17 protein-coding genes and 3 pseudogenes are annotated in these 19,096 nt (G+C 72.9%); 17 read left to right on the top strand and 3 right to left on the bottom strand.

The features are described from left to right. Positions 1 to 31 precede the first annotated feature (31 nt). From ABEB13_RS14645 to era, 13 genes and pseudogenes are all read left to right on the top strand, one after another. Positions 32 to 3,274 (top strand): S41 family peptidase, encoded by a 3,243-nt coding sequence (locus tag ABEB13_RS14645; protein ID WP_345705874.1) that lies wholly within the window; start codon positions 32 to 34, stop codon positions 3,272 to 3,274. Between the two features lie 370 nt (positions 3,275 to 3,644). Continuing rightward, positions 3,645 to 4,007: an RDD family protein gene (locus tag ABEB13_RS14640; protein ID WP_345705873.1), complete on the top strand. Its 363-nt coding sequence runs from the start codon at positions 3,645 to 3,647 to the stop codon at positions 4,005 to 4,007. A gap of 45 nt (positions 4,008 to 4,052) precedes the next feature. Further along, positions 4,053 to 4,412: a histidine triad nucleotide-binding protein gene (locus ABEB13_RS14635; RefSeq protein WP_345705872.1), complete on the top strand. Its 360-nt coding sequence runs from the start codon at positions 4,053 to 4,055 to the stop codon at positions 4,410 to 4,412. Continuing rightward, the gene (locus tag ABEB13_RS14630) at positions 4,413 to 5,333 is read left to right on the top strand and encodes a ribonuclease Z (RefSeq protein ID WP_345705871.1); all 921 of its coding nucleotides are present in this window, start codon (positions 4,413 to 4,415) and stop codon (positions 5,331 to 5,333) included. Positions 5,334 to 5,526: 193 nt separating this feature from the next. Beyond that, positions 5,527 to 6,632 (top strand): annotated as a pseudogene (locus ABEB13_RS14625) (PhoH family protein). 14 nt (positions 6,633 to 6,646) lie between these two features. After that, positions 6,647 to 7,141 carry an rRNA maturation RNase YbeY gene (gene ybeY / locus ABEB13_RS14620; RefSeq protein WP_100890321.1) on the top strand — a complete coding sequence of 165 codons (495 nt, stop codon included), beginning with the start codon at positions 6,647 to 6,649 and terminating at the stop codon, positions 7,139 to 7,141. A 12-nt stretch (positions 7,142 to 7,153) separates the two neighbouring features. Then, positions 7,154 to 8,479: a hemolysin family protein gene (locus ABEB13_RS14615; protein ID WP_345705870.1), complete on the top strand. Its 1,326-nt coding sequence runs from the start codon at positions 7,154 to 7,156 to the stop codon at positions 8,477 to 8,479. Positions 8,480 to 8,582: 103 nt separating this feature from the next. Next, entirely contained in the window at positions 8,583 to 8,813 is a 231-nt protein-coding gene (locus ABEB13_RS14610; RefSeq protein WP_100890323.1) for a hypothetical protein, read from the top strand. A gap of 18 nt (positions 8,814 to 8,831) precedes the next feature. Continuing rightward, positions 8,832 to 9,368 carry a DUF4383 domain-containing protein gene (locus ABEB13_RS14605; RefSeq protein WP_345705869.1) on the top strand — a complete coding sequence of 179 codons (537 nt, stop codon included), beginning with the start codon at positions 8,832 to 8,834 and terminating at the stop codon, positions 9,366 to 9,368. A 122-nt stretch (positions 9,369 to 9,490) separates the two neighbouring features. Then, the gene (locus ABEB13_RS14600) at positions 9,491 to 10,489 is read left to right on the top strand and encodes an aldo/keto reductase (protein WP_345705868.1); all 999 of its coding nucleotides are present in this window, start codon (positions 9,491 to 9,493) and stop codon (positions 10,487 to 10,489) included. 27 nt (positions 10,490 to 10,516) lie between these two features. Further along, positions 10,517 to 10,869, top strand: a pseudogene (locus ABEB13_RS14595) (cytidine deaminase). Positions 10,870 to 11,028: 159 nt separating this feature from the next. Beyond that, complete coding sequence (locus ABEB13_RS14590; RefSeq protein WP_157818857.1) at positions 11,029 to 11,184, top strand: hypothetical protein; 156 nt, start codon at positions 11,029 to 11,031, stop codon at positions 11,182 to 11,184. A gap of 46 nt (positions 11,185 to 11,230) precedes the next feature. Beyond that, positions 11,231 to 12,160, top strand: a complete 930-nt coding sequence (era, locus tag ABEB13_RS14585) for a GTPase Era (RefSeq protein ID WP_345705867.1) — start codon at positions 11,231 to 11,233, stop codon at positions 12,158 to 12,160. A 95-nt stretch (positions 12,161 to 12,255) separates the two neighbouring features. Here the strand turns inward: era and ABEB13_RS14580 are convergent, their stop codons facing one another. Both ABEB13_RS14580 and ABEB13_RS14575 read right to left on the bottom strand, forming a co-directional pair. Beyond that, positions 12,256 to 12,522: a protealysin inhibitor emfourin gene (locus ABEB13_RS14580; RefSeq protein ID WP_100890328.1), complete on the bottom strand. Its 267-nt coding sequence runs from the start codon at positions 12,520 to 12,522 to the stop codon at positions 12,256 to 12,258. 63 nt (positions 12,523 to 12,585) lie between these two features. Next, a complete protein-coding gene (locus tag ABEB13_RS14575; RefSeq protein WP_345705866.1) occupies positions 12,586 to 13,617 on the bottom strand; it encodes a M4 family metallopeptidase in 1,032 nt (343 codons plus the stop codon). A 309-nt stretch (positions 13,618 to 13,926) separates the two neighbouring features. Here ABEB13_RS14575 and leuA point away from each other — a divergent pair. From leuA to ABEB13_RS14555, 4 genes and pseudogenes are all read left to right on the top strand, one after another. Further along, positions 13,927 to 15,707, top strand: a pseudogene (leuA, locus tag ABEB13_RS14570) (2-isopropylmalate synthase). Between the two features lie 270 nt (positions 15,708 to 15,977). After that, positions 15,978 to 16,655, top strand: a complete 678-nt coding sequence (locus ABEB13_RS14565) for a TerB family tellurite resistance protein (protein ID WP_100890331.1) — start codon at positions 15,978 to 15,980, stop codon at positions 16,653 to 16,655. A 311-nt stretch (positions 16,656 to 16,966) separates the two neighbouring features. Then, positions 16,967 to 17,713, top strand: a complete 747-nt coding sequence (recO, locus tag ABEB13_RS14560; RefSeq protein ID WP_345705865.1) for a DNA repair protein RecO — start codon at positions 16,967 to 16,969, stop codon at positions 17,711 to 17,713. A gap of 2 nt (positions 17,714 to 17,715) precedes the next feature. Beyond that, positions 17,716 to 18,588: an isoprenyl transferase gene (locus ABEB13_RS14555; RefSeq protein WP_345705864.1), complete on the top strand. Its 873-nt coding sequence runs from the start codon at positions 17,716 to 17,718 to the stop codon at positions 18,586 to 18,588. Positions 18,589 to 18,681: 93 nt separating this feature from the next. Here the strand turns inward: ABEB13_RS14555 and ABEB13_RS14550 are convergent, their stop codons facing one another. Beyond that, the gene (locus tag ABEB13_RS14550) at positions 18,682 to 19,092 is read right to left on the bottom strand and encodes a Fur family transcriptional regulator (protein ID WP_345705863.1); all 411 of its coding nucleotides are present in this window, start codon (positions 19,090 to 19,092) and stop codon (positions 18,682 to 18,684) included. Between the last annotated feature and the right edge of the window lie 4 nt (positions 19,093 to 19,096).

The raw sequence follows: 19,096 nt of genomic DNA, 5'->3' as shown, positions 1-19,096 counted from the left end.
GCGGCGTCCCGCGCCTGCCTAGGGTGGCGCTGTGACCGAACCGCAGAGCACCACCTCGGGCGCCTACCTGCGCCATCCCCACCTGCACGGCGACCTGGTCGCCTTCGTCGCCGAGGACGACGTCTGGCTGGCGCCGCTGGACGGCGGCCGGGCGTGGCGACTGACGGCCGACCAGACCCCCGTCAGCCACCCGCGCTTCTCGCCCGACGGACGCCACGTCGCCTGGACGTCCACCCGCGACGGCGCCCCCGAGATCCACGTCGCCCCCACCGACGGCGGGCCCTCCCGCCGGCTCACCCACTGGGGCAGCCCCCGCACCGCGCTGCGCGGCTGGACGGCCGACGGCCGGCCGATCGCCGTCACCACGGCCGGGCAGGCGACGCTCCGCCGCAGCTGGGCGTTTGCCGTCCCGCTGGACGGCGGCGAGCCGACCCGGCTGCCGTACGGGCCGATCGGCGGGCTGGCACCGGAGCCGGACGGCGACCGGGTGCTGCTGCTGTCGGCGTTCAGCCGCGAGCCCGCGCACTGGAAGCGCTACCGCGGCGGCACGGTCGGCAAGCTCTGGATCGGCGGCCGGGAGGCCGGCGGCGAGGAGTTCCGGCGGCTGCACGCCGACCTCGACGGCAACGTCGAGTCGCCGCTCTGGGTCGGCGGCCGGATCGCCTTCCTGTCGGACCACGAGGGCACCGGGCAGCTCTACTCCAGCCTCCCCGACGGCTCCGACCTGCGCCGCCACAGCGACCACGTGTTCTACGCCCGCAACGCCTCCACCGACGGCCGCCGCGTGGTCTGGCACAGCGGCGGCGACCTGTGGCTGCTGGAGGACCTCGACGGTGCCGAGCCGCGCCTGCTGGACGTCCGCCCGGCCGGCCCGCGGACGCACCGCCAGCCGCACCCCGTCCCCGCCGCCGGGCAGCTGTCCACCGTCGCCCCGGACCGCACCGGCCGGGCCAGCGCGGTCGTCGTGCGCGGCACCGTCCACTGGCTGACGCACCGTGAGGGCCCGGCCCGGGTGCTGGACGCGACCCCCGGGACGCGGGCCCGGCTCGTCCGGGTGGTGCCCGGCGCCGACGGCGCCCAGGGCGCCGTCTGGGTCACCGACGCCGAGGGCGACGACGCGCTGGTGTACGCGCCCGCGGTGCTGGAGGCCGAGCGCCGCACGCTGGCCGCGGGCCGGCTCGGCCGGGTCCTGGACCTGGCACTCTCGCCCGACGGCAAGCAGCTCGCGGTCGCCTCGCACGACGGCCGGGTGCTGCTGGTCGCACTCTCCGACGGCACCGTCCACGAGCTCGACCGCAGTGAGAACGGCGAGGTCAGCGGCCTGGTGTTCAGCCCCGACTCGGGATGGCTGGCCTGGTCCCGGCCGGTGCTCGGCCCCTGGTCGCTGCGTCAGATCATGCTCGCCGACCTGACCAGCCGCACCGTCAGCGAGGCCACCCAGCAGCGCTTCATGGACTACTCGCCGGCGTTCACCACGGACGGCCGGCACCTGGCGTTCCTCTCCGTCCGCAACTTCGACCCGGTGTACGACGCGCACTCCTTCGACCTGTCGTTCCCGACCGGCTGCCGTCCGTACCTGATCACCCTGGCCGCCGACACGCCGTCACCGTTCGGCCCGCAGCGGGCCGGGCGCCCCGCGGCCGGCGAGGACGACGACGCCAGGCCGGCCGGCAAGGACGCGAAGGACGCCGCCGACACCGCCGACGCCGCCCCCGAGCCGACCAGGGTCGACCTGGAGGGCATCGCCGACCGGATCCTGCCCTTCCCGGTGGAGGGCGGCTCCTTCGGCGCGCTGCGGGCCGCCAAGGACGGCGTGCTGTGGACGCGCGTCCCGCTGCTCGGCGAGCTCGGGGACAACGCGGCCTCGCTGGAGGACGACCACCCGCGGCCGGCCCTGGAGCGCTTCGACTTCGCCAAGCGCCGGGCCGAGGAGCTCGTCGCGGCAGTGGACGGCTGGGCGGTCAGCGGCGACGGCGCCCGGCTCGCGGTGCTGGACGGCCCCCGGCTGCGGATCGTCCCGGCCGACCGCAAGGCCGGCGAGGACGACGACCTGGACGTGGACCTCGCCCGGCTGCGGGTGACCGTCGACCCGGCCGCCGAGTGGCGGCAGATGTTCGACGAGAACGGCCGCATCATGCGCGACAACTTCTGGCGCGAGGACATGAACGGCGTCGACTGGGCCGGCGTGCTGGAGCGCTACCGGCCGCTGGTCGACCGGGTCGGCACCCACGACGACCTGGTCGACCTGCTCTGGGAGACGGTCGGCGAGCTCGGCACCTCGCACGCCTACGTGGCCCCGCCCGGCCGCGGCACCGACGCTGCCCGCCGGCAGGGCCTGCTCGGCGCCGACCTCGTCCGCGACGGCGACGTCTGGCGGATCGAGCGGATCCTGCCCGGCGAGTCCTCCGACCCGCGGGCCCGCTCGCCGCTGGCCGCACCCGGCGCGGCCGTCCGGCCCGGGGACGCGGTGCTGGCGGTCGACGGCCGCCAGGTCGACCCGGTCGCCGGCCCGGCCCCGCTGCTGGCCGGCACCGCCGGCCAGCCGGTCGAGCTGACCGTGGCCGGCAAGGACGGCGTGCCGCGGTACCCGGTGGTCGTCCCGCTCGCCGACGAGGAGGCGCTGCGCTACCACGACTGGGTGGCCGGCCGCCGGGCCGAGGTGCGCGAGCTGTCCGGCGGGCGGCTCGGCTACCTGCACGTGCCCGACATGGTCAGCTCCGGCTGGGCCCAGCTCCACCGCGACCTGCGGGTCGAGCTGGCCCGCGAGGGCGTGATCGTCGACCTGCGGGAGAACCGCGGCGGCCACACCTCCCAGCTGATCATCGAGAAGCTCAACCGCCGGATCGTCGGCTGGGACCGCGGCCGCGACCTGGCCAACGCCGAGCCCTACCCGGGCGACGCCCCGCGCGGCCCGGTGGTGGCGCTGGCCAACGAGTTCTCCGGCTCGGACGGCGACATCGTCAACGCGGCCATCCAGGCCCTGGGGATCGGCCCGGTGGTCGGCACCCGCACCTGGGGCGGCGTGGTCGGCATCGACGGCAAGTACGGGCTGGTCGACGGCACCGGCATCACTCAGCCCAAGTACGCCTTCTGGCTGGAGGGTTACGGCTGGGGCGTGGAGAACCACGGCATCGACCCGGACGTCGAGGTGCAGATCGCCCCGCACGACTGGGCGGCGGGCCGCGACCCGCAGCTCGCCGAGGGCGTCCGGCTGGCGCTCGCCGCGCTCGCGGAGCGCCCGGCCCGGACGCCCCCGCCGGTGCCGGGGCTGTAGGGCTTGTCCGACCGCGGGGCGGGCGTGCGGACGCCCGCCCCGCGGTCGGCGCCCGGGCCGTCGGTAGGATGACGAACGGTCGGACGACCGGCCGTCCGGGGGTGGGGGACATGTCGCAGGGCTATCCGCAGCAGGGCCGGGCCGCCGATCCGTACGGCGGGCAGCCGTACCAGCAGCCCCAATACCAGCAGCCCCAGTACCAGCAGCCGCAGTACCAGCAGCCGCAGCCGTACCCGCCGCAGGCCCACCCGCAGGCCCCCTACGGCCAGGACCCGTACGGCCGGGCGCCCCACGCCGGGGCGCCGTACGGTGTGCCGCAGCGGGCCCTGCCGCCGCAGGCCGGGGGTTCCGGCGGGGGCTGGGCGGGCTCTTGGACTTCCTCGTCGTGCTGGGGCCGGGCCTGGCCGCCGCGACCCGGGTACCGAAGCTCTGGCCGGTCATGGTGCTGGCCGTGCCGCTGGTCCTCTCGTTCGCCAACCAGGTGCTGCTGGCCCGGCTGACCGGCTGCAGCGTCGGCAAGTTCCTGGTCGCCACCCGGGTGGTCCGCAAGGGCGACGGCGGCCGGCCCGGCACCTGGCGGCTGGCCCGGCGCTGGTTCGTCGCGGGGCTGCTCGGCTGGGCCGTGGTGGTCGTCAACGCGGTGTTCGACTCCCGGGACGGGTTCGACGCACCGGACGACCTGGAGGGCGTCCTGATCGTCCGCCGCAAGCACCTGCGCGAACGCCTCGGATAGGCTGCGGACCGTCAGGACGAGGGTTCAGCACGAGGAGTGACCGCGATGGCCGGCGAGGCGCAGCCCGACTGCCTGTTCTGCAAGATCGTGGCGGGCGAGATCCCGGCGACGGTCGTCCGGGAGACCGAGCGGACGGTGGCCTTCCGCGACATCAACCCGCAGGCGCCGACCCACGTGCTGGTGATCCCCAAGGTGCACTACCCGAACGCCGCGGCGCTGGCCGCCGCCGACCCGGCGGTCACCGCCGAGCTGCTCACCGAGGCCGGCCGGGTCGCCGAGGACGAGAAGATCGACGGCAACGGCTACCGGATGATCTTCAACACGGGCGCGGGCGCCGGCCAGACGGTCTTCCACGCGCACGTGCACGTGCTCGGCGGCGCCCCGCTGCGCGAGGGCCTGGTCTGAGTGTCGCAGCGCGAGCTCGTCGTCCTCGGCACCGCCAGCCAGGTGCCCACCCGGCACCGCAACCACAACGGCTACCTGCTGCGCTGGGACGGCGAGGGCCTGCTCTTCGACCCGGGCGAGGGCACCCAGCGGCAGATGCTGCACGCCGGGGTCAGCGCCACCCAGATCACCCGGATCGCGGTCACGCACTTCCACGGCGACCACTGCCTCGGCCTGGCCGGCGTGGTGCAGCGGATCAACCTGGACCGGGTGCCGCACCCGGTGGACGCCTACTACCCCGCCTCCGGCCAGGTCTTCTTCGACCGGCTGCGGCACGCCTCCGCCTTCTACGAGACGGCCGAGCTGCGGCCGCGACCGATCGAGGACGCCGGGCCGCTGTCGGCGCCGGGCGCGCCGTTCGAGCTCGCGGCCGTCCGCCTCTCGCACCCGGTGGAGTCCTTCGGCTACCGGCTGACCGAGCCGGACAGCCGCCGGATGGTCCCGGAGCGGCTGGCCGCGCTCGGGGTGCGCGGCCCGGCGGTCGGCCTCCTGCAGCAGCAGGGCCGGATCGAGCTGGACGGCCGGACGGTCACCCTGGACGAGGTCAGCGAGAGCCGCCCCGGCCAGCGCTTCGCCTTCGTGATGGACACCCGGCTGTGCGACGGCGTCGCGGAGCTCGCCGAGGGCGCGGACATGCTGGTCATCGAGGCGACCTTCGTGGACGCCGACGCCCACCTCGCACAGGAGCACGGCCACCTCACCGCCGTGCAGGCCGCGCGGGCCGCCGCCGAGGCGGGCGTCGGGACACTGGTGCTCACCCACTTCTCGCAGCGCTACCCGCACCTCGACCAGCACCTGGCGGAGGCCCGCAAGCACTTCGACGGCGAGGTCGTGGTGGCCGAGGACCTCGCCCGGGTGCCGGTGCCCCGGCGCCGGGGCTGAGGGCCCGGGATGACGCACCGGCGGAAAACCATTCGCATCCCCCGGTCGGGTGGCCCACCATCGAATCCGCCCGCCCTCGGGTGGTGCCGCGCCGCCGCGGCGCACCGGGCCGCGGCGTACCCTGGTGACCTCGGAGAGACCGAGCTGCACCCCGAGTCGAGGATGGGGATGAGGCAGGCCGCAGCGCCGACCCATGACTGACACACCGCAGACCCGTACGAACGGACGGCCGCACCGTGAGGCGGCGGCCAGCACCCGGATCGTGATCCCTGAGAAGCACCCGATGGTGACGCTGCTGGGTGCCACGGACTCGCTGCTGCGAGTGATCGAGCAGGGCTTCCCGCAGACCGACATCCATGTCCGCGGCAACGAGGTCACCGCCACCGGCGACCGCGCGGAGATCCGGCTGGTCGAGCAGCTCTTCAACGAGATGATGCTGGTGCTGCGCACCGGCCAACCCCTGACGGAGGACGCCGTGGAGCGTTCCATCGCGATGCTCAGGAGCGCCGACGAGAACCCGGACCACCCGGCGCCCTCCGAGGTGTTCACGGCGAACATCCTGTCCAACCGGGGCCGCACCATCCGCCCCAAGACCCTCAACCAGCAGCGCTACGTCGACGCGATCGACAAGCACACGATCGTCTTCGGCCTCGGCCCGGCGGGCACCGGCAAGACCTACCTGGCGATGGCCAAGGCCGTCCAGGCGCTGCAGGCCAAGGAGGTCAACCGGATCATCCTGACCCGGCCCGCCGTCGAGGCGGGGAGCGGCTGGGCTTCCTGCCCGGCACCCTCTACGAGAAGATCGACCCGTACCTGCGCCCGCTCTACGACGCGCTGCACGACATGATGGACCCGGACTCCATCCCGCGCCTGATGGCGGCCGGCACGATCGAGGTCGCGCCGCTCGCGTACATGCGCGGCCGGACCCTCAACGACGCCTTCATCATCCTGGACGAGGCCCAGAACACCTCGCCCGAGCAGATGAAGATGTTCCTGACCCGGCTCGGTTTCAACTCCCGGGTGGTGGTCACCGGCGACACCAGCCAGATCGACCTTCCCGGCGGCACCCGCAGCGGCCTGAAGGTCGTGCAGGAGATCCTGGTCGACGTCCCCGACATCCACTTCTCGGTGCTGACCAGCACCGACGTCGTCCGGCACAAGCTGGTCGGCCGGATCGTCGACGCGTACGAGCGCTGGGACGCCCTGCAGGAGGCCGAGGAGTCGGCACCGAACAGCCGCAAACCCGTCCAGCGCCGGGGCGCCCGTGCCCCGCGCCAGTCCCATCGCACCGAAAGCTGAGTCACAAGCCCTCCATGTCGATCGACATCGCCAACGAGTCCGGGTGGGACGCCGACGAGGAAGCCATCCTCGACATCGCCCGCTACGCCCTCGACAAGATGCGGATCCACCCGCAGTCCGAGCTCTCCGTGATCCTCATCGACAGCGACGCGATGGCGGAGCTGCACGTCCAGTGGATGGACCTGCCCGGTCCCACCGACGTGATGTCCTTCCCGATGGACGAGCTGCGGCCCGGCAAGGAGGGCGAGGACCTGCCGCAGGGCCTGCTCGGCGACATCGTCCTCTGCCCGGAGGTCGCCAAGGAGCAGGGCCTCGCGGCGCCCTCGAAGCACTCCATGGACGAGGAGCTCCAGCTGCTCACCGTCCACGGGGTGCTGCACGTCCTCGGCTACGACCACGAGGAGCCGGAGGAGGAGCAGGAGATGTTCGGGCTGCAGAAGCGCATCCTGGACGACTGGCGCTCCGGCCGCGGGCTGTCGGGGATCTCCCCGGCGCCGACCACCCACTGAGGCCGGCCGTCTGTGAGCGGTGAAAGTACGAGCTTCCTCGTCGGGGCTCTGCTGCTGGTGGTGGTCGGCTGGTTCGCGGCGTGCGCCGAGGCCGGCATCTCCCGGGTGTCCCGGTTCCGCGCCGAGGAGGCGGTCCGGGCCGGCCGCCGGGGGTCGGGGCGGCTGCTCACGCTGGCCTCCGACCCCATCCGCTACCTCAACCTGGCCACCCTGATCCGGGTGGCGTGCGAGATGGCGGCGGCCGTCCTGGTCACGGTGGTCTGCGTGCGCAGCCTGGACCGGACGTGGCAGGCGGTGCTGCTGGCGGTCGGCGTGATGGTGCTGGTGTCGTTCGTGGCGGTCGGCGTCTCGCCGCGCACCATCGGCCGCCAGCACCCGCTGACCACGGTGACCTGGGCCTCCTTCGTGCTGCTGCCGCTGGCCCGGATCCTCGGTCCGATCCCGCGGCTGCTGATCCTGCTGGGCAACGCGCTCACCCCGGGCAAGGGCTACCGGGAGGGCCCGTTCGCCTCCGAGGCGGAGCTGCGCGCCCTGGTCGACCTCGCCGAGAAGGACGACCTGATCGAGGACGAGGAGCGCCGCATGGTGCACTCGGTCTTCGAGCTGGGCGACACCATCGTCCGCGAGGTGATGGTGCCCCGGACGGACCTGGTGATGATCGAGCGCCACAAGACCGTCCGGCAGGCGCTCACGCTGGCGCTGCGGTCCGGTTTCTCGCGGATGCCGGTGGTCGGCGACAACGAGGACGACGTGGTCGGCATCGTCTACCTCAAGGACCTGGTGCGGCGCACCCACGTGAACCGGGACGCCGAGGCGGAGCAGGTCGGCCAGGTGATGCGCCCGGCCGTCTTCGTCCCGGACACCAAACCGGCCGGGGACCTGCTGCGCGAGATGCAGCAGATGCGCTCGCACGTGGCGATCGTGATCGACGAGTACGGCGGCACCGCAGGCCTGGTCACCATCGAGGACATCCTGGAGGAGATCGTCGGCGAGATCACCGACGAGTACGACCGGGAGATCGCCCCGGTCGAGGACCTCGGGGACGGCTCCTACCGGATCACCGCCCGGCTGCTGGTCGAGGACCTCGGCGAGCTGTTCGGCCTGGAGCTGGAGGACGAGGACGTCGAGACGGTCGGCGGCCTGCTGGCCAAGTGCCTGGGCCGGGTCCCGATCCCCGGGTCGTCGTGCGACGTGCCGGTGCCGGACGAGGAGGTGACCGACCTGGTGGCGATCCGGCTGAGCGCGGAGAGCTCCGCGGGCCGCCGCAACCGGATCGGGACCATCGTCGCGGCACCCGTCCGCCAGCCCGCCCAGGCAGGGCGCGGCGAGGCCTCGTAGGGCCGTGCGCGTACGGCCGGCCCCTCCGTCGGGGGCCGGCCGTCGTCGTGCCGGGTCGGCCCCCGTTTGCCGTACGGGGCCGAGCGTTTGCACCATGGAAGGCATGACGCATCAACTGCGCGCGGAGTACGGCCCGGCCGGGCGGTCCGGCGAGGTCAGGAGATGGCACATCGTCCGGACCGCCGGTGCCACCGAGGGCATGTGCGGCGCCAAGATCGAATCCGATGCCGAGTCCAGGCCCGAGACGGACTGGGGAACGGGGCTGCGAACCTGCCAGCAGTGCGGTTCGCTGTACCTGCACGAGGTCCCCTTCCACCGGGCCGAGCACGGCTGACGCACGGTGGAGGCCGCGATGAAACTGCAGGACGAACTCCCCGTCGACCACAGGCTGGCCACCATCTACCGGTACACCGCCGGTCTGGGCGGCGTGTTCCTGATGGTCTTCGGCATTCTGGGACTCTTCGACCACGTCGGCTTCCTGGACACCCAGGGCAAGCAGACCCTCGGCCTGTCCAGCAACGGCGCGCTCAGCGTGCTGTCCATCGTGTTCGGCGCGATCCTCATCCTCGGCGCGGTGATCGGAGGCAACTTCGCGTCCACCCTCAACATGATCGTCGGTGTGATCTTCATCCTGGCCGGCTTCGTCGGCCTGATCGTGCTGGACAGCAGCGCCAACCGGCTCGCCTTCGAGATCCCCAACGTCGTGTTCAGCTTCGCCTTCGGCTTCGCGGTGGTGACGTTCGGCATGTACGGCAGAGTGAGCAGCCATCTGCCGCACGACAACCCGTACTGGCGGGAGCGGCAGAGCCACGCCGTGCCGCAGCCGACCGGGCCCAAGACCTTCGTCAAGATCATCAAGCCCGGCCCGCCCAACCCGATCGGCCACTGACGCCCGCCTCCGGCCGGGGCCGCCCGCCGGCCCCGGCCGCCCACACTCCGATACGTCGTTGACGGATCGTCAGTTCCCGTTGAACAGTGGTCCCTTCAGTCACGGTGACCTGGAGGACCACGATGATCGGGCGCACACTCGGCCGGCTGCACGCGGCACCCGTCGGCTTCGGCGCGATGGTGCTGTCGCCGGGCATGTACGGCGAGATCGACGACGAGCGGGGCGCCGCCGCGCTGCACGCCGCGATCGACGCCGGTGCCACCATGATCGACACGGCCGACGGCTACGGCGCCGACGGCCACAACGAACGCCTGGTCGGCCGGGCCGTCGCCGGCCGCCGGGACGAGGTGGTGCTCGCCACCAAGTTCGGCTTCCGGATCCCGGACGGCGCCGAGCCGCACCGCTTCCCCGTCGGCTACGCCTTCGGCGAGCTGGCCGTGAACGCGGACCCCCGGTACGTCCGCGGCTACGCGGAGCAGTCGCTGCGCAACCTCGGCACCGACGTGATCGACCTGTACTACCCGCACTTCCCCGACCCCGAGGTCCCGTTCGAGGACACCGTGGGCGCCGTCGCCGACCTCGTCGGGGACGGACTCGTCCGCCATCTGGGGCTGTCCAACGTCACCGAGGCCCAGCTGCGCGCCGCCCACGCGGTGCACCCGGTCGCGGCCGTCCAGATCCAGTGGTCGATGTGGCAGCCGGTGGACGCCGGGCTGCTGGCCGCCGTCCGCGAGCTCGGCGCCGGCCTGGTGGCCTGGAGCCCGCTCGGCGGGGGCTTCCTCACCGGCACCGTCCAGCAGCTCGCCGACGGTGACTTCCGGCAGCACATCCCGCGCTTCGACGGTGCCAACCTCGCCGCCAACAACGACCGGTACGCGCCGCTGCGGGGCATCGCCGCCGAGCTCGGCCTCACCCCCGGGCAGCTGGCCCTGGCCTGGCTGCTGCACCAGGACGAGCACGTGGTGCCCATCCCCGGCAGCCGGACGCCCGCGCACATCGCGGAGAACCTCGCCGCGGCCGACGTGAAGCTGGAGGCCGCCGTGCTCGACCGCATCGACCGGGCGCTGGCGGAGTTCGCGCCGGCCGGCCGCGTCGACGTGCTGGACGGCGCCGGTGCCTGAGCGGCCGGGCCCCTATGCTCGGGCCTCATGAGCGATCTCACCGAACTGGATCCCGAGGACAAGAAGATCATCACCCTGGCCCGCTCCGTCCGCGCCCGCAACGGCGTGGCGGAGGGGCCGCGGTGCGCGACGAGACCGGCCGCACCTACGTGGCGGGGAGTGTGGAGCTGGAGTCGCTGCGGCTCACCGCGCTGCAGACGGCCGTGGCGATGGCCGTGGCAAGCGGCGCCAAGGGCCTGGAGGCGGCCGCGGTCGTCAGCGAGGCGCCGGAGCCGGCCGGGGCCGATCTGGCAGCCGTCCGCGACCTCGGCGGGGCGGGCACCCCGCTGCTGCTGGCAGGCCCGGACGGTGCCCTCCGGGTCCGCGCAGAGGCCCACTGAGGCCCGCCGGGCGGCGGGCCGCGGGGCGGCCGGATCCTTGCGGTCCGGCCGTCCGCCCCTCCCGGTCGAAGCCGCCCGGCCGATAGTCTGACGATGTGCTGATCACTGGCCCGGACCGCCGGGCCCCTCGCACCGGGTCCGCACACCAGGGGAGGGGAGATGGGCGTACTCGCGTTCTTCGCGGGGCTGCTGCTCACCGTCATGGGCTTCGGCCGCTGGCGCGAGACCGGCTCGCCGTACTGGCTGATCGGCTCGCTGGTGCTGCTCCTCCTGGTGCTCCTGGGGGCCGTCACCGGCAAGAAGAAGACCGGCTGAGCCGCCGCGTCCGTCCGGGCCCGGGTGATCAGGGAGAATGGAGCCCATGAATGCCCCTTCCTCCCCGTACCGCTCCGGGTTCGCGTGCTTCGTCGGCCGTCCCAACGCGGGCAAGTCGACCCTGACCAACGCCCTGGTCGGGACGAAGGTCGCGATCACCTCCGACCGGCCGCAGACCACCCGGCACACCGTGCGCGGCATCGTGCACCGCCCGGACGCGCAGCTCGTCCTGGTGGACACTCCCGGCCTGCACAAGCCCCGCACCCTGCTCGGTGAGCGGCTCAACGACCTCGTCCGCTCCACCTGGGCGGAGGTCGACGTGATCGGCTTCTGCCTGCCTGCCGACCAGAAGCTCGGGCCCGGCGACAAGTTCATCGCCAAGGAACTCGCCGAGATCAAGAAGACCCCCAAGGTCGCCATCGTCACCAAGACCGACCTGGTCGACTCCAAGCGGCTCGCCGAGCAGCTGATCGCGATCCACCAGCTCGGCCTCGAACTCGGCATCGAGTGGGCGGAGATCATCCCGGTCTCCGCGACCGGGGACAGCCAGGTCGGCCTGGTCGCCGACCTCATCACCAAGCTGCTCCCCGAGGGCCAGCCGCTCTACCCGGACGGCGACCTCACCGACGAGCCCGAGCAGATCATGGTGGCCGAGCTGATCCGCGAGGCCGCCCTGGAGGGCGTCCGCGACGAGCTGCCGCACTCGCTGGCGGTCGTCGTCGAGGAGATGCTGCCGCGCGAGGGCCGGCCCGCCGACCGCCCGCTGCTCGACATCCACGCCAACGTCTACATCGAGCGGCAGAGCCAGAAGGCCATCGTGATCGGCGCCAAGGGCTCCCGCCTCAAGCACGTCGGCACCACCGCCCGCAAGCACATCGAGGCGCTGCTCGGCACCCCCGTCTACCTCGACCTGCACGTCAAGGTCGCCAAGGACTGGCAGCGCGACCCGAAGCAGCTGCGCAAGCTCGGCTTCTGACGCCCCGTCGGGAATCCGCGTCGAGGGCCCGCCGGCCGCTGCCGGCGGGCCCTCGCGCCACTCGTGTCGCGTCCCGTCGCCTCGGCCGGGCGAGCTCAGGCGCCCTCGCGCAGGACCAGGCCGACCAGTTCGCGCTGGGAGTCGGACAGCTTCGGGTCGGCGCAGTACACCGTGCGGCCGTCCACGGTGATCTCGTAGTGGAAGCCGTCCGGCACGCCGTACGAGGGCGCGCGCAGCCCGCCGGCCACCGCCTCGCGGGCCAGGGCGTGCACGTGTGGTGCGTCCGGGCGCTCGGCGGTGTCCAGCTCGGCGTGCTTGGCGAGGCCGGCGAGGCCGCCGGTCCGGGTGACCTGGATACGCATGGTTGCCAGTGTGCTACGCAGGGACGCCGTTTGCCGAGGTCTTTCACAGAGTCCCCGCCTCGCTCAGGCGGTACTGATCCCCACCTGTGACCAGGCCGCGACCACGGTGTCCGTGACGGCCTCGTCCGTCCAGCGGGACCGGGCCGCGGCCACCGTCGCGCGGGCGAAGGCGGTGAAGTCGGCCCCGGGGGAGAGGGTGCCGCCGGTGAGGGTGTCGTACCAGATCTGCCCGGCCCGCTCCCAGGCGTGGCCGCCGAGGGCGTCCGCCACGAGGTAGAAGGCGTGGTTGGGGATGCCCGAGTTGATGTGCACCCCGCCGGCGTCGGAGGCGGTGTGCACGTAGTCGTCCATGTGTGCGGGCTGCGGGTCCTTGCCGAGGCGCTCGTCGTCGTACGCCGTGCCGGGGGCCTTCATCGACCGCAGGGCGACGCCCTGGACGCCCGGGGCGAGCAGGCCGGCGCCGATCAGCCAGTCGGCCTCGGCGGCGCTCTGGCCCAGGGCGTACTGCTTCACGAGGGAGCCGAAGACGTCGGAGAGGGACTCGTTGAGCGCACCGGACTGGTCCTGGTAGTCCAGGCCGGCGGTGAACTGGGTGACGCCGTGGGTGAGTTCGTGGCCGATCACGTCGAGGCAGCCGGTGAAGTCGAGGAAGATCTCGCCGTCGCCGTCCCCGAAGACCATCCGACTGCCGTTCCAGAAGGCGTTGTCGTAGTGGTCGCCGTAGTGCACGGTGGCGTCGAGCGGCAGCCAGGCGCCGTCGATCGACTCGCGGCCGTACACCTGCTCGTAGAGGGCGAAGGTGGCGCCGAGTCCGTCGTAGGCCTGGTCGACGGAGACATCGGCGACCGGCCCCGCGCCCTCGCGCCGCACGGTGCGGCCCGGCAGCGTCTCGGTGTGCCGGGCGTCGGTGATCGTCCTGGTCAGCCGGTGCGCGGGCGGCCGGGCCGGGGCGGCTAGCAGCCGCTCCGCGCGGTGGGCCGCGTCCAGGGCCAGCGAGCGCCGGGCGGGTGCGTGGCCCTGTTCGGCGAGGTGGTCGAGGATGTGCGGCGGGACGATGGTGCAGGGGGCCGGGAGGCGTGCGGGGTTCGGGGTCATGTCGCCCAGGGTGACGCATGCATGACCTGTTGTCACGATGGTTGCGGGAACCGAACCGTCTCACTGGGTGGAATCGTCGTGGACTTCACTTCGTGGGGCCCGCGGGCTGGGTTACGCTGGTCAACATCATGCGTTACGGGCTGCTTCTTCTTAGCTGCCGCGGCGAGGGCCTGTAGTCCTAGAAGGCCGGCTCCCTTGCCGCGGGGAGTTGTGTTGCGCCCTTTCACGATGCGGCGCAGTCAGCCGGCAGGTCGGTGTCGTCACCCCGACCGCAGCCCGCATTCGACAGGGAAGCCGAGAGTCACACCCATGACCGAGCAGTCGTCCGTCGCCCGCGTCTTCAACGACCGTCCCACCCCGATCACGGCGAGCACGGTGCAGCAGAAGCCCTCCGGGATGCCGTTCCACCGCTACGTACCCTTCGGCACCATCGACCTGCCGGACCGCACCTGGCCGGGCAAGGTCATCACGCAGGCCCCCGCTGGCTGTCCACCGACCTGCGGGACGGCAACCAGGCGCTGATCGACCCGATGTCCCCCGCCCGCAAGCGCAAGATGTTCGACCTGCTGGTGCGCATGGGCTACAAGGAGATCGAGGTCGGGTTCCCGTCCTCCGGCGCCACCGACTTCAACTTCGTGCGTTCCCTGATCGAGGAGAACGCGATCCCCGAGGACGTCACCATCTCGGTGCTGACCCAGGCCCGCGAGGACCTGATCGAGCGCACCGTGGAGTCCCTGGTCGGCGCCCCGCGTGCCACCGTCCACCTGTACAACGCCACCTCGCCGCTGTTCCGCCGGGTGGTCTTCAAGGGCAGCAAGGACGACATCAAGGCGATCGCCGTGGACGGCACCCGCCTGGTGATGGAGTACGCCGAGAAGATCCTGCGCGACGACACCGTCTTCGGCTACGAGTACTCGCCGGAGATCTTCATCGACACCGAGCTGGACTTCGCCCTGGAGGTCTGCGAGGCGGTGATGGACGTCTGGCAGCCCGGCGAGGGCCGCGAGATCATCCTGAACCTGCCGACCACCGTCGAGCGGTCCACCCCGAACGTCTACGCCGACAAGATCGAGTGGATGTCGCGGAACCTGACCCGCCGCGAGTTCGTCTGCCTGTCCACCCACCCGCACAACGACCGCGGCACCGGCGTGGCCTCCGCCGAGCTGGCCGTGATGGCCGGCGCCGACCGCGTGGAGGGCTGCCTGTTCGGCCAGGGCGAGCGCACCGGCAACCTGGACCTGGTCAACGTCGGCATGAACCTGTTCTCGCAGGGCGTCGACCCGATGATCGACTTCTCCGACATCGACGAGATCCGCCGCACCGCCGAGTACTGCAACCAGATGGGCGTCGCCGAGCGCCACCCCTACGCCGGCGACCTGGTCTACACCTCGTTCTCCGGCTCGCACCAGGACGCGATCAAGAAGGGCTTCGACGCCCTGGAGGCCGACGCCGCCGCCGCCGGCGTCCCGGTCGGAGAGTTCACCTGGGGCGTCCCGTACCTGCCGATCGACCCCAAGGACGTCGGCCGGTCCTACGAGGCCGTGATCCGGGTCAACAGCCAGTCCGGCAAGGGCGGCATCGCCTACGTGCTGAAGAACGACCACAAGCTGGACCTGCCGCGCCGGATGCAGATCGAGTTCTCGCGGACCATCCAGTCCAAGACCGACGCCGAGGGCGGCGAGGTCACCCCGGCCGAGATCTGGGCGGTCTTCCAGGACGAGTACCTGCCCACCCCGGACAACGCCTGGGGCCGGATCGCCCTGGACGGCCCGCGCAGCCTGACCACCGAGGGCGGCCGGGACGTGCTGGCCGCCGAGGCGCTGGTCGACGGCGAGCGGGTGGCGCTGACCGGTTCCGGCAACGGCCCGGTCTCCGCCTTCGTCGACGCGCTGGCCGGTATCGGCCTGGACGTCCGCGTCCTGGACTACGCCGAGCACGCCCTGAGCGAGGGCGGCGACGCCCAGGCCGCCGCGTACGTCGAGTGCGCCGTGGACGGCAAGGTGCTGTGGGGCGTCGGCATCGACGGCAACACCGTGCTGGCCTCGCTGAAGGCGCTGATCAGTGCCGTCAACCGGGCGCAGCGCGGCTGACCCCCGCGGATCCGGCTTGACGAGGGGCCACCCCCGGGGGTGGCCCCTCGTCGCTGTCCGGGCGGCCCCGGGGCTTCCTGCGGGGGTGCCCGCCGGTGTGGCCCAGGCCACATTTTTCCTGCCGGCACCCGTTCGGGGTGCTGACACGTGCCCGTAACCGTGGCAACATCGACGCACCGGAAGCGGGGTCGGTGGGACGACCGCCGCCGTCCGGTCGCGAGACCTGCCCGCTGATGTGCAGGCCGCCTGCCATGTCTGGGGAGTGGCGCCGTGACAGGGTTGTGGGGTGTCCGCCCGCGCTGGCGGACGGACGTTCTCGGTGACTTCTTCTGCCCGGGCTGCGGCGGCGACCGCAACTACCGCCGGCAGCACGGCCGGCGGTGGCTGCGGCTGCTCGGCACCCCGGTCCTGCCGCTCGGCCCGGTCGTCGGCAGCGTCCAGTGCACCAGCTGCCACGGCCGCTACGGCGTCGAGACCCTCGAACAGATCACCTCCGTCCGGCTCGCCGCGATGCTCCGCGACGCCCAGTACACCATCGCCCTCGCCGTGCTCGCGGCCGGCGGTGCCGGCAGCCGGGCCGGCCGGGACGCCGCCTGCACGGTGATCCGCGAGGCCGGCTTCGAGGACTGCGGGGAGGCCCAGGTGCTCGCCGCCCTCGCCGCGCTCACCGGGCACAGCGGCGGTGAGCCGCAGGAGGTCGACGGCACCGCGGACGGCGCCGGCGGCGGGCTCGCGATCGAGCTGCACGCCGCTCTCGAACCGCTCGCCCCGCACCTCGCCCAGCCCGGCCGGGAACGCCTCGTGCTCCAGGGCGCGTGGATCGCCCTCGCCGACGGCCGCTACCTGCCGCAGGAGCGGGCCGCACTGGCCGCGGTGGGCGGCTGCCTGCGCCTCGGCCGCACCCACGTGGACACCCTGCTGGAAGCCGCCACCCGCGCTCCGCGCTGAGCGCCGACGGCCGCGCCGTCCCCCGGAGCCGCCCAGGCTCCCCCGGACGGGCCCGAAACCCCCCTCCCGGGCCCGCCGCGCCCCGCACCGAGCAGCAGTCCGCACGGACCCTGTCCGTTCCGGACCCCGGTGCGGGCGCTCGGCTGTCCGGACCCGTCCGGCCCGCGGCAGCCCTCGCGCCCCCTGCGCCCCCGCGTCCACCGGGGCGGCCGGGATGTCGGTGGGGTGCGGGAGAATGGGGGGATGCCCATCCTGCCCGGCCGCCGCGTCCACTCCGCCAGGTCCGCCCGGTCCGTCCGGGGTGCTGCCGCATGAGCCTGTACCGCGACGACGGCGTCGTCCTGCGCACGCAGAAGCTCGGCGAGGCCGACCGGATCATCACCCTGCTGACCCGCCAGCACGGCAAGGTCCGGGCGGTCGCCCGCGGGGTGCGCCGCACCAAGTCCAAGTTCGGTGCGCGGCTGGAGCCGTTCTCCCACGTCGACGTGCAGTTCTTCAGCCGCGGCAGCGACCTCGTCGGCCGCACCCTGCCGCTCTGCACCCAGGTGGAGACCATCGCCCCCTACGGCGGCTCGATCGTCACCGACTACGCCCGCTACACGGCCGGCACCGCGATGCTGGAGACCGCCGAGCGCTTCGCCGAGAACGAGGGCCAGCCGGCCGTCCAGCAGTACCTCCTGCTGGTCGGCGGCCTGCGCACGCTGGCCACCGGCACCCACGAGTCCCACCTCGTGCTGGACGCCTTCCTGCTGCGCTCGCTCGCGGTCAACGGCTACGGCGCCAGCTTCACCGACTGCGCCAAGTGCGGCCTGCCCGGACCCAACCGGTTCTTCTCGCTCCAGGCCGGCGGCGTCCTGTGCGGCGACTGCCGGGTGCCTGGAAGTGCCGTACCCTCCCCTGAGACACTGGTTCTGCTCGGTGCCCTGCTCTCCGGCGACTGGCGGACGGCGGACGCCTGCGAGCCCCGGTACTGGCGAGAGGGCAGCGGCTTGGTGGCCGCCTATCTGCAGTGGCACCTGGAGCGGGGCATCCGCTCGATGAGATACGTGGAGAAGTGAGCATGGCAGCGCGACGGCTCTTCGGCAGCAAGCAGCGGGTGTACGAGACCCCGGCCCCGCACCCCAGCGGTGCCCGCCCGCCGAAGATCCCCGGTGAGCTCGTGCCCAACCACGTCGCCTGCGTCATGGACGGCAACGGCCGCTGGGCCAAGGAGCGCGGCCTGCCCCGCACCGAGGGCCACAAGGTCGGCGAGGCGGTCGTCCTCGACGTGCTCCGCGGCTGCCTGGAGATCGGCGTCAAGAACCTCTCGCTCTACGCCTTCTCCACCGAGAACTGGAAGCGCTCCCCGGACGAGGTGAAGTTCCTGATGAACTTCAACCGGGACGTGATCCGCCGCCGCCGCGACGAGATGGACGCCCTGGGCATCCGGATCCGCTGGGCCGGCCGGATGCCCCGGATGTGGAAGAGCGTCGTCCAGGAGCTCCAGGTCGCCCAGGAGCAGACCAAGGACAACGACGCCATGACGCTGTACTTCTGCGTCAACTACGGCGGCCGCGCCGAGATCGCCGACGCCGCGCAGGCCATCGCCCGCGACGTCGCCGCCGGCAGGCTCAACCCCGAGAAGGTCAACGAGAAGACCTTCGCCAAGTACCTGTACTACCCGGACATGCCGGACGTCGACCTGTTCCTGCGCCCCAGCGGCGAGCAGCGCACCTCCAACTTCCTCGCCTGGCAGTCGGCGTACGCGGAGATGGTGTTCCAGGACGTGCTCTGGCCGGACTTCGACCGCCGCGACCTGTGGCGCGCCTGCGAGCACTTCGCCCGGCGCGACCGCCGCTTCGGCGGCGCCAAGCCGAACGAGGTCGCGGACGGCGACGAGGGCGAGGGTGCGGGCTTCGGCGACCCGGTGGCCGACGTCCCGTCCCAGCGCTGACCTGCGGGGACACCAACGAGCGGGAACACCAACGAGCAGGGCCCGGGTCGAGGCGACCCGGGCCCTGCTCGTTCGTCGCGTCGGACGTCCGCGTCACACCTTCGCGGCGCAGGCCCCGCAGGTGCCGAAGATCTCCAGGGTGTGCGCGATGTCGCTGAAGCCGTGCTCGGCGGCGACCGTGTTGGCCCAGCGCTCCACCGCGGGGCCCTCCACCTCGACCGTCGCCCCGCAGTGGCGGCACACCAGGTGGTGGTGGTGCCCGCTGCTGCACCGGCGGTAGACCGCCTCGCCCTCGGCCGTCCGCAGCACGTCGACCTCGCCGGCCTCGGCCAGCGACTGGAGCGTCCGGTAGACGGTCGTCAGCCCGACCGAGTCACCCCGGTGCTTGAGCATGTCGTGCAGTTCCTGGGCGCTGCGGAAGTCCTCGATCTCGTCCAGGGCCGCCGAGACGGCGGCTCGCTGCCGAGTGGATCGGGCGCGCGGCGTCGGGCCTGCGGTCGTCACCGTG

Origin of the sequence: Kitasatospora paranensis (assembly GCF_039544005.1) — a bacterium.
Lineage (GTDB): Bacteria > Actinomycetota > Actinomycetes > Streptomycetales > Streptomycetaceae > Kitasatospora > Kitasatospora paranensis.
The sequence above is the reverse complement of the archived record's forward strand: the minus strand, read 5'-3'. Positions and strand labels throughout refer to the sequence as shown.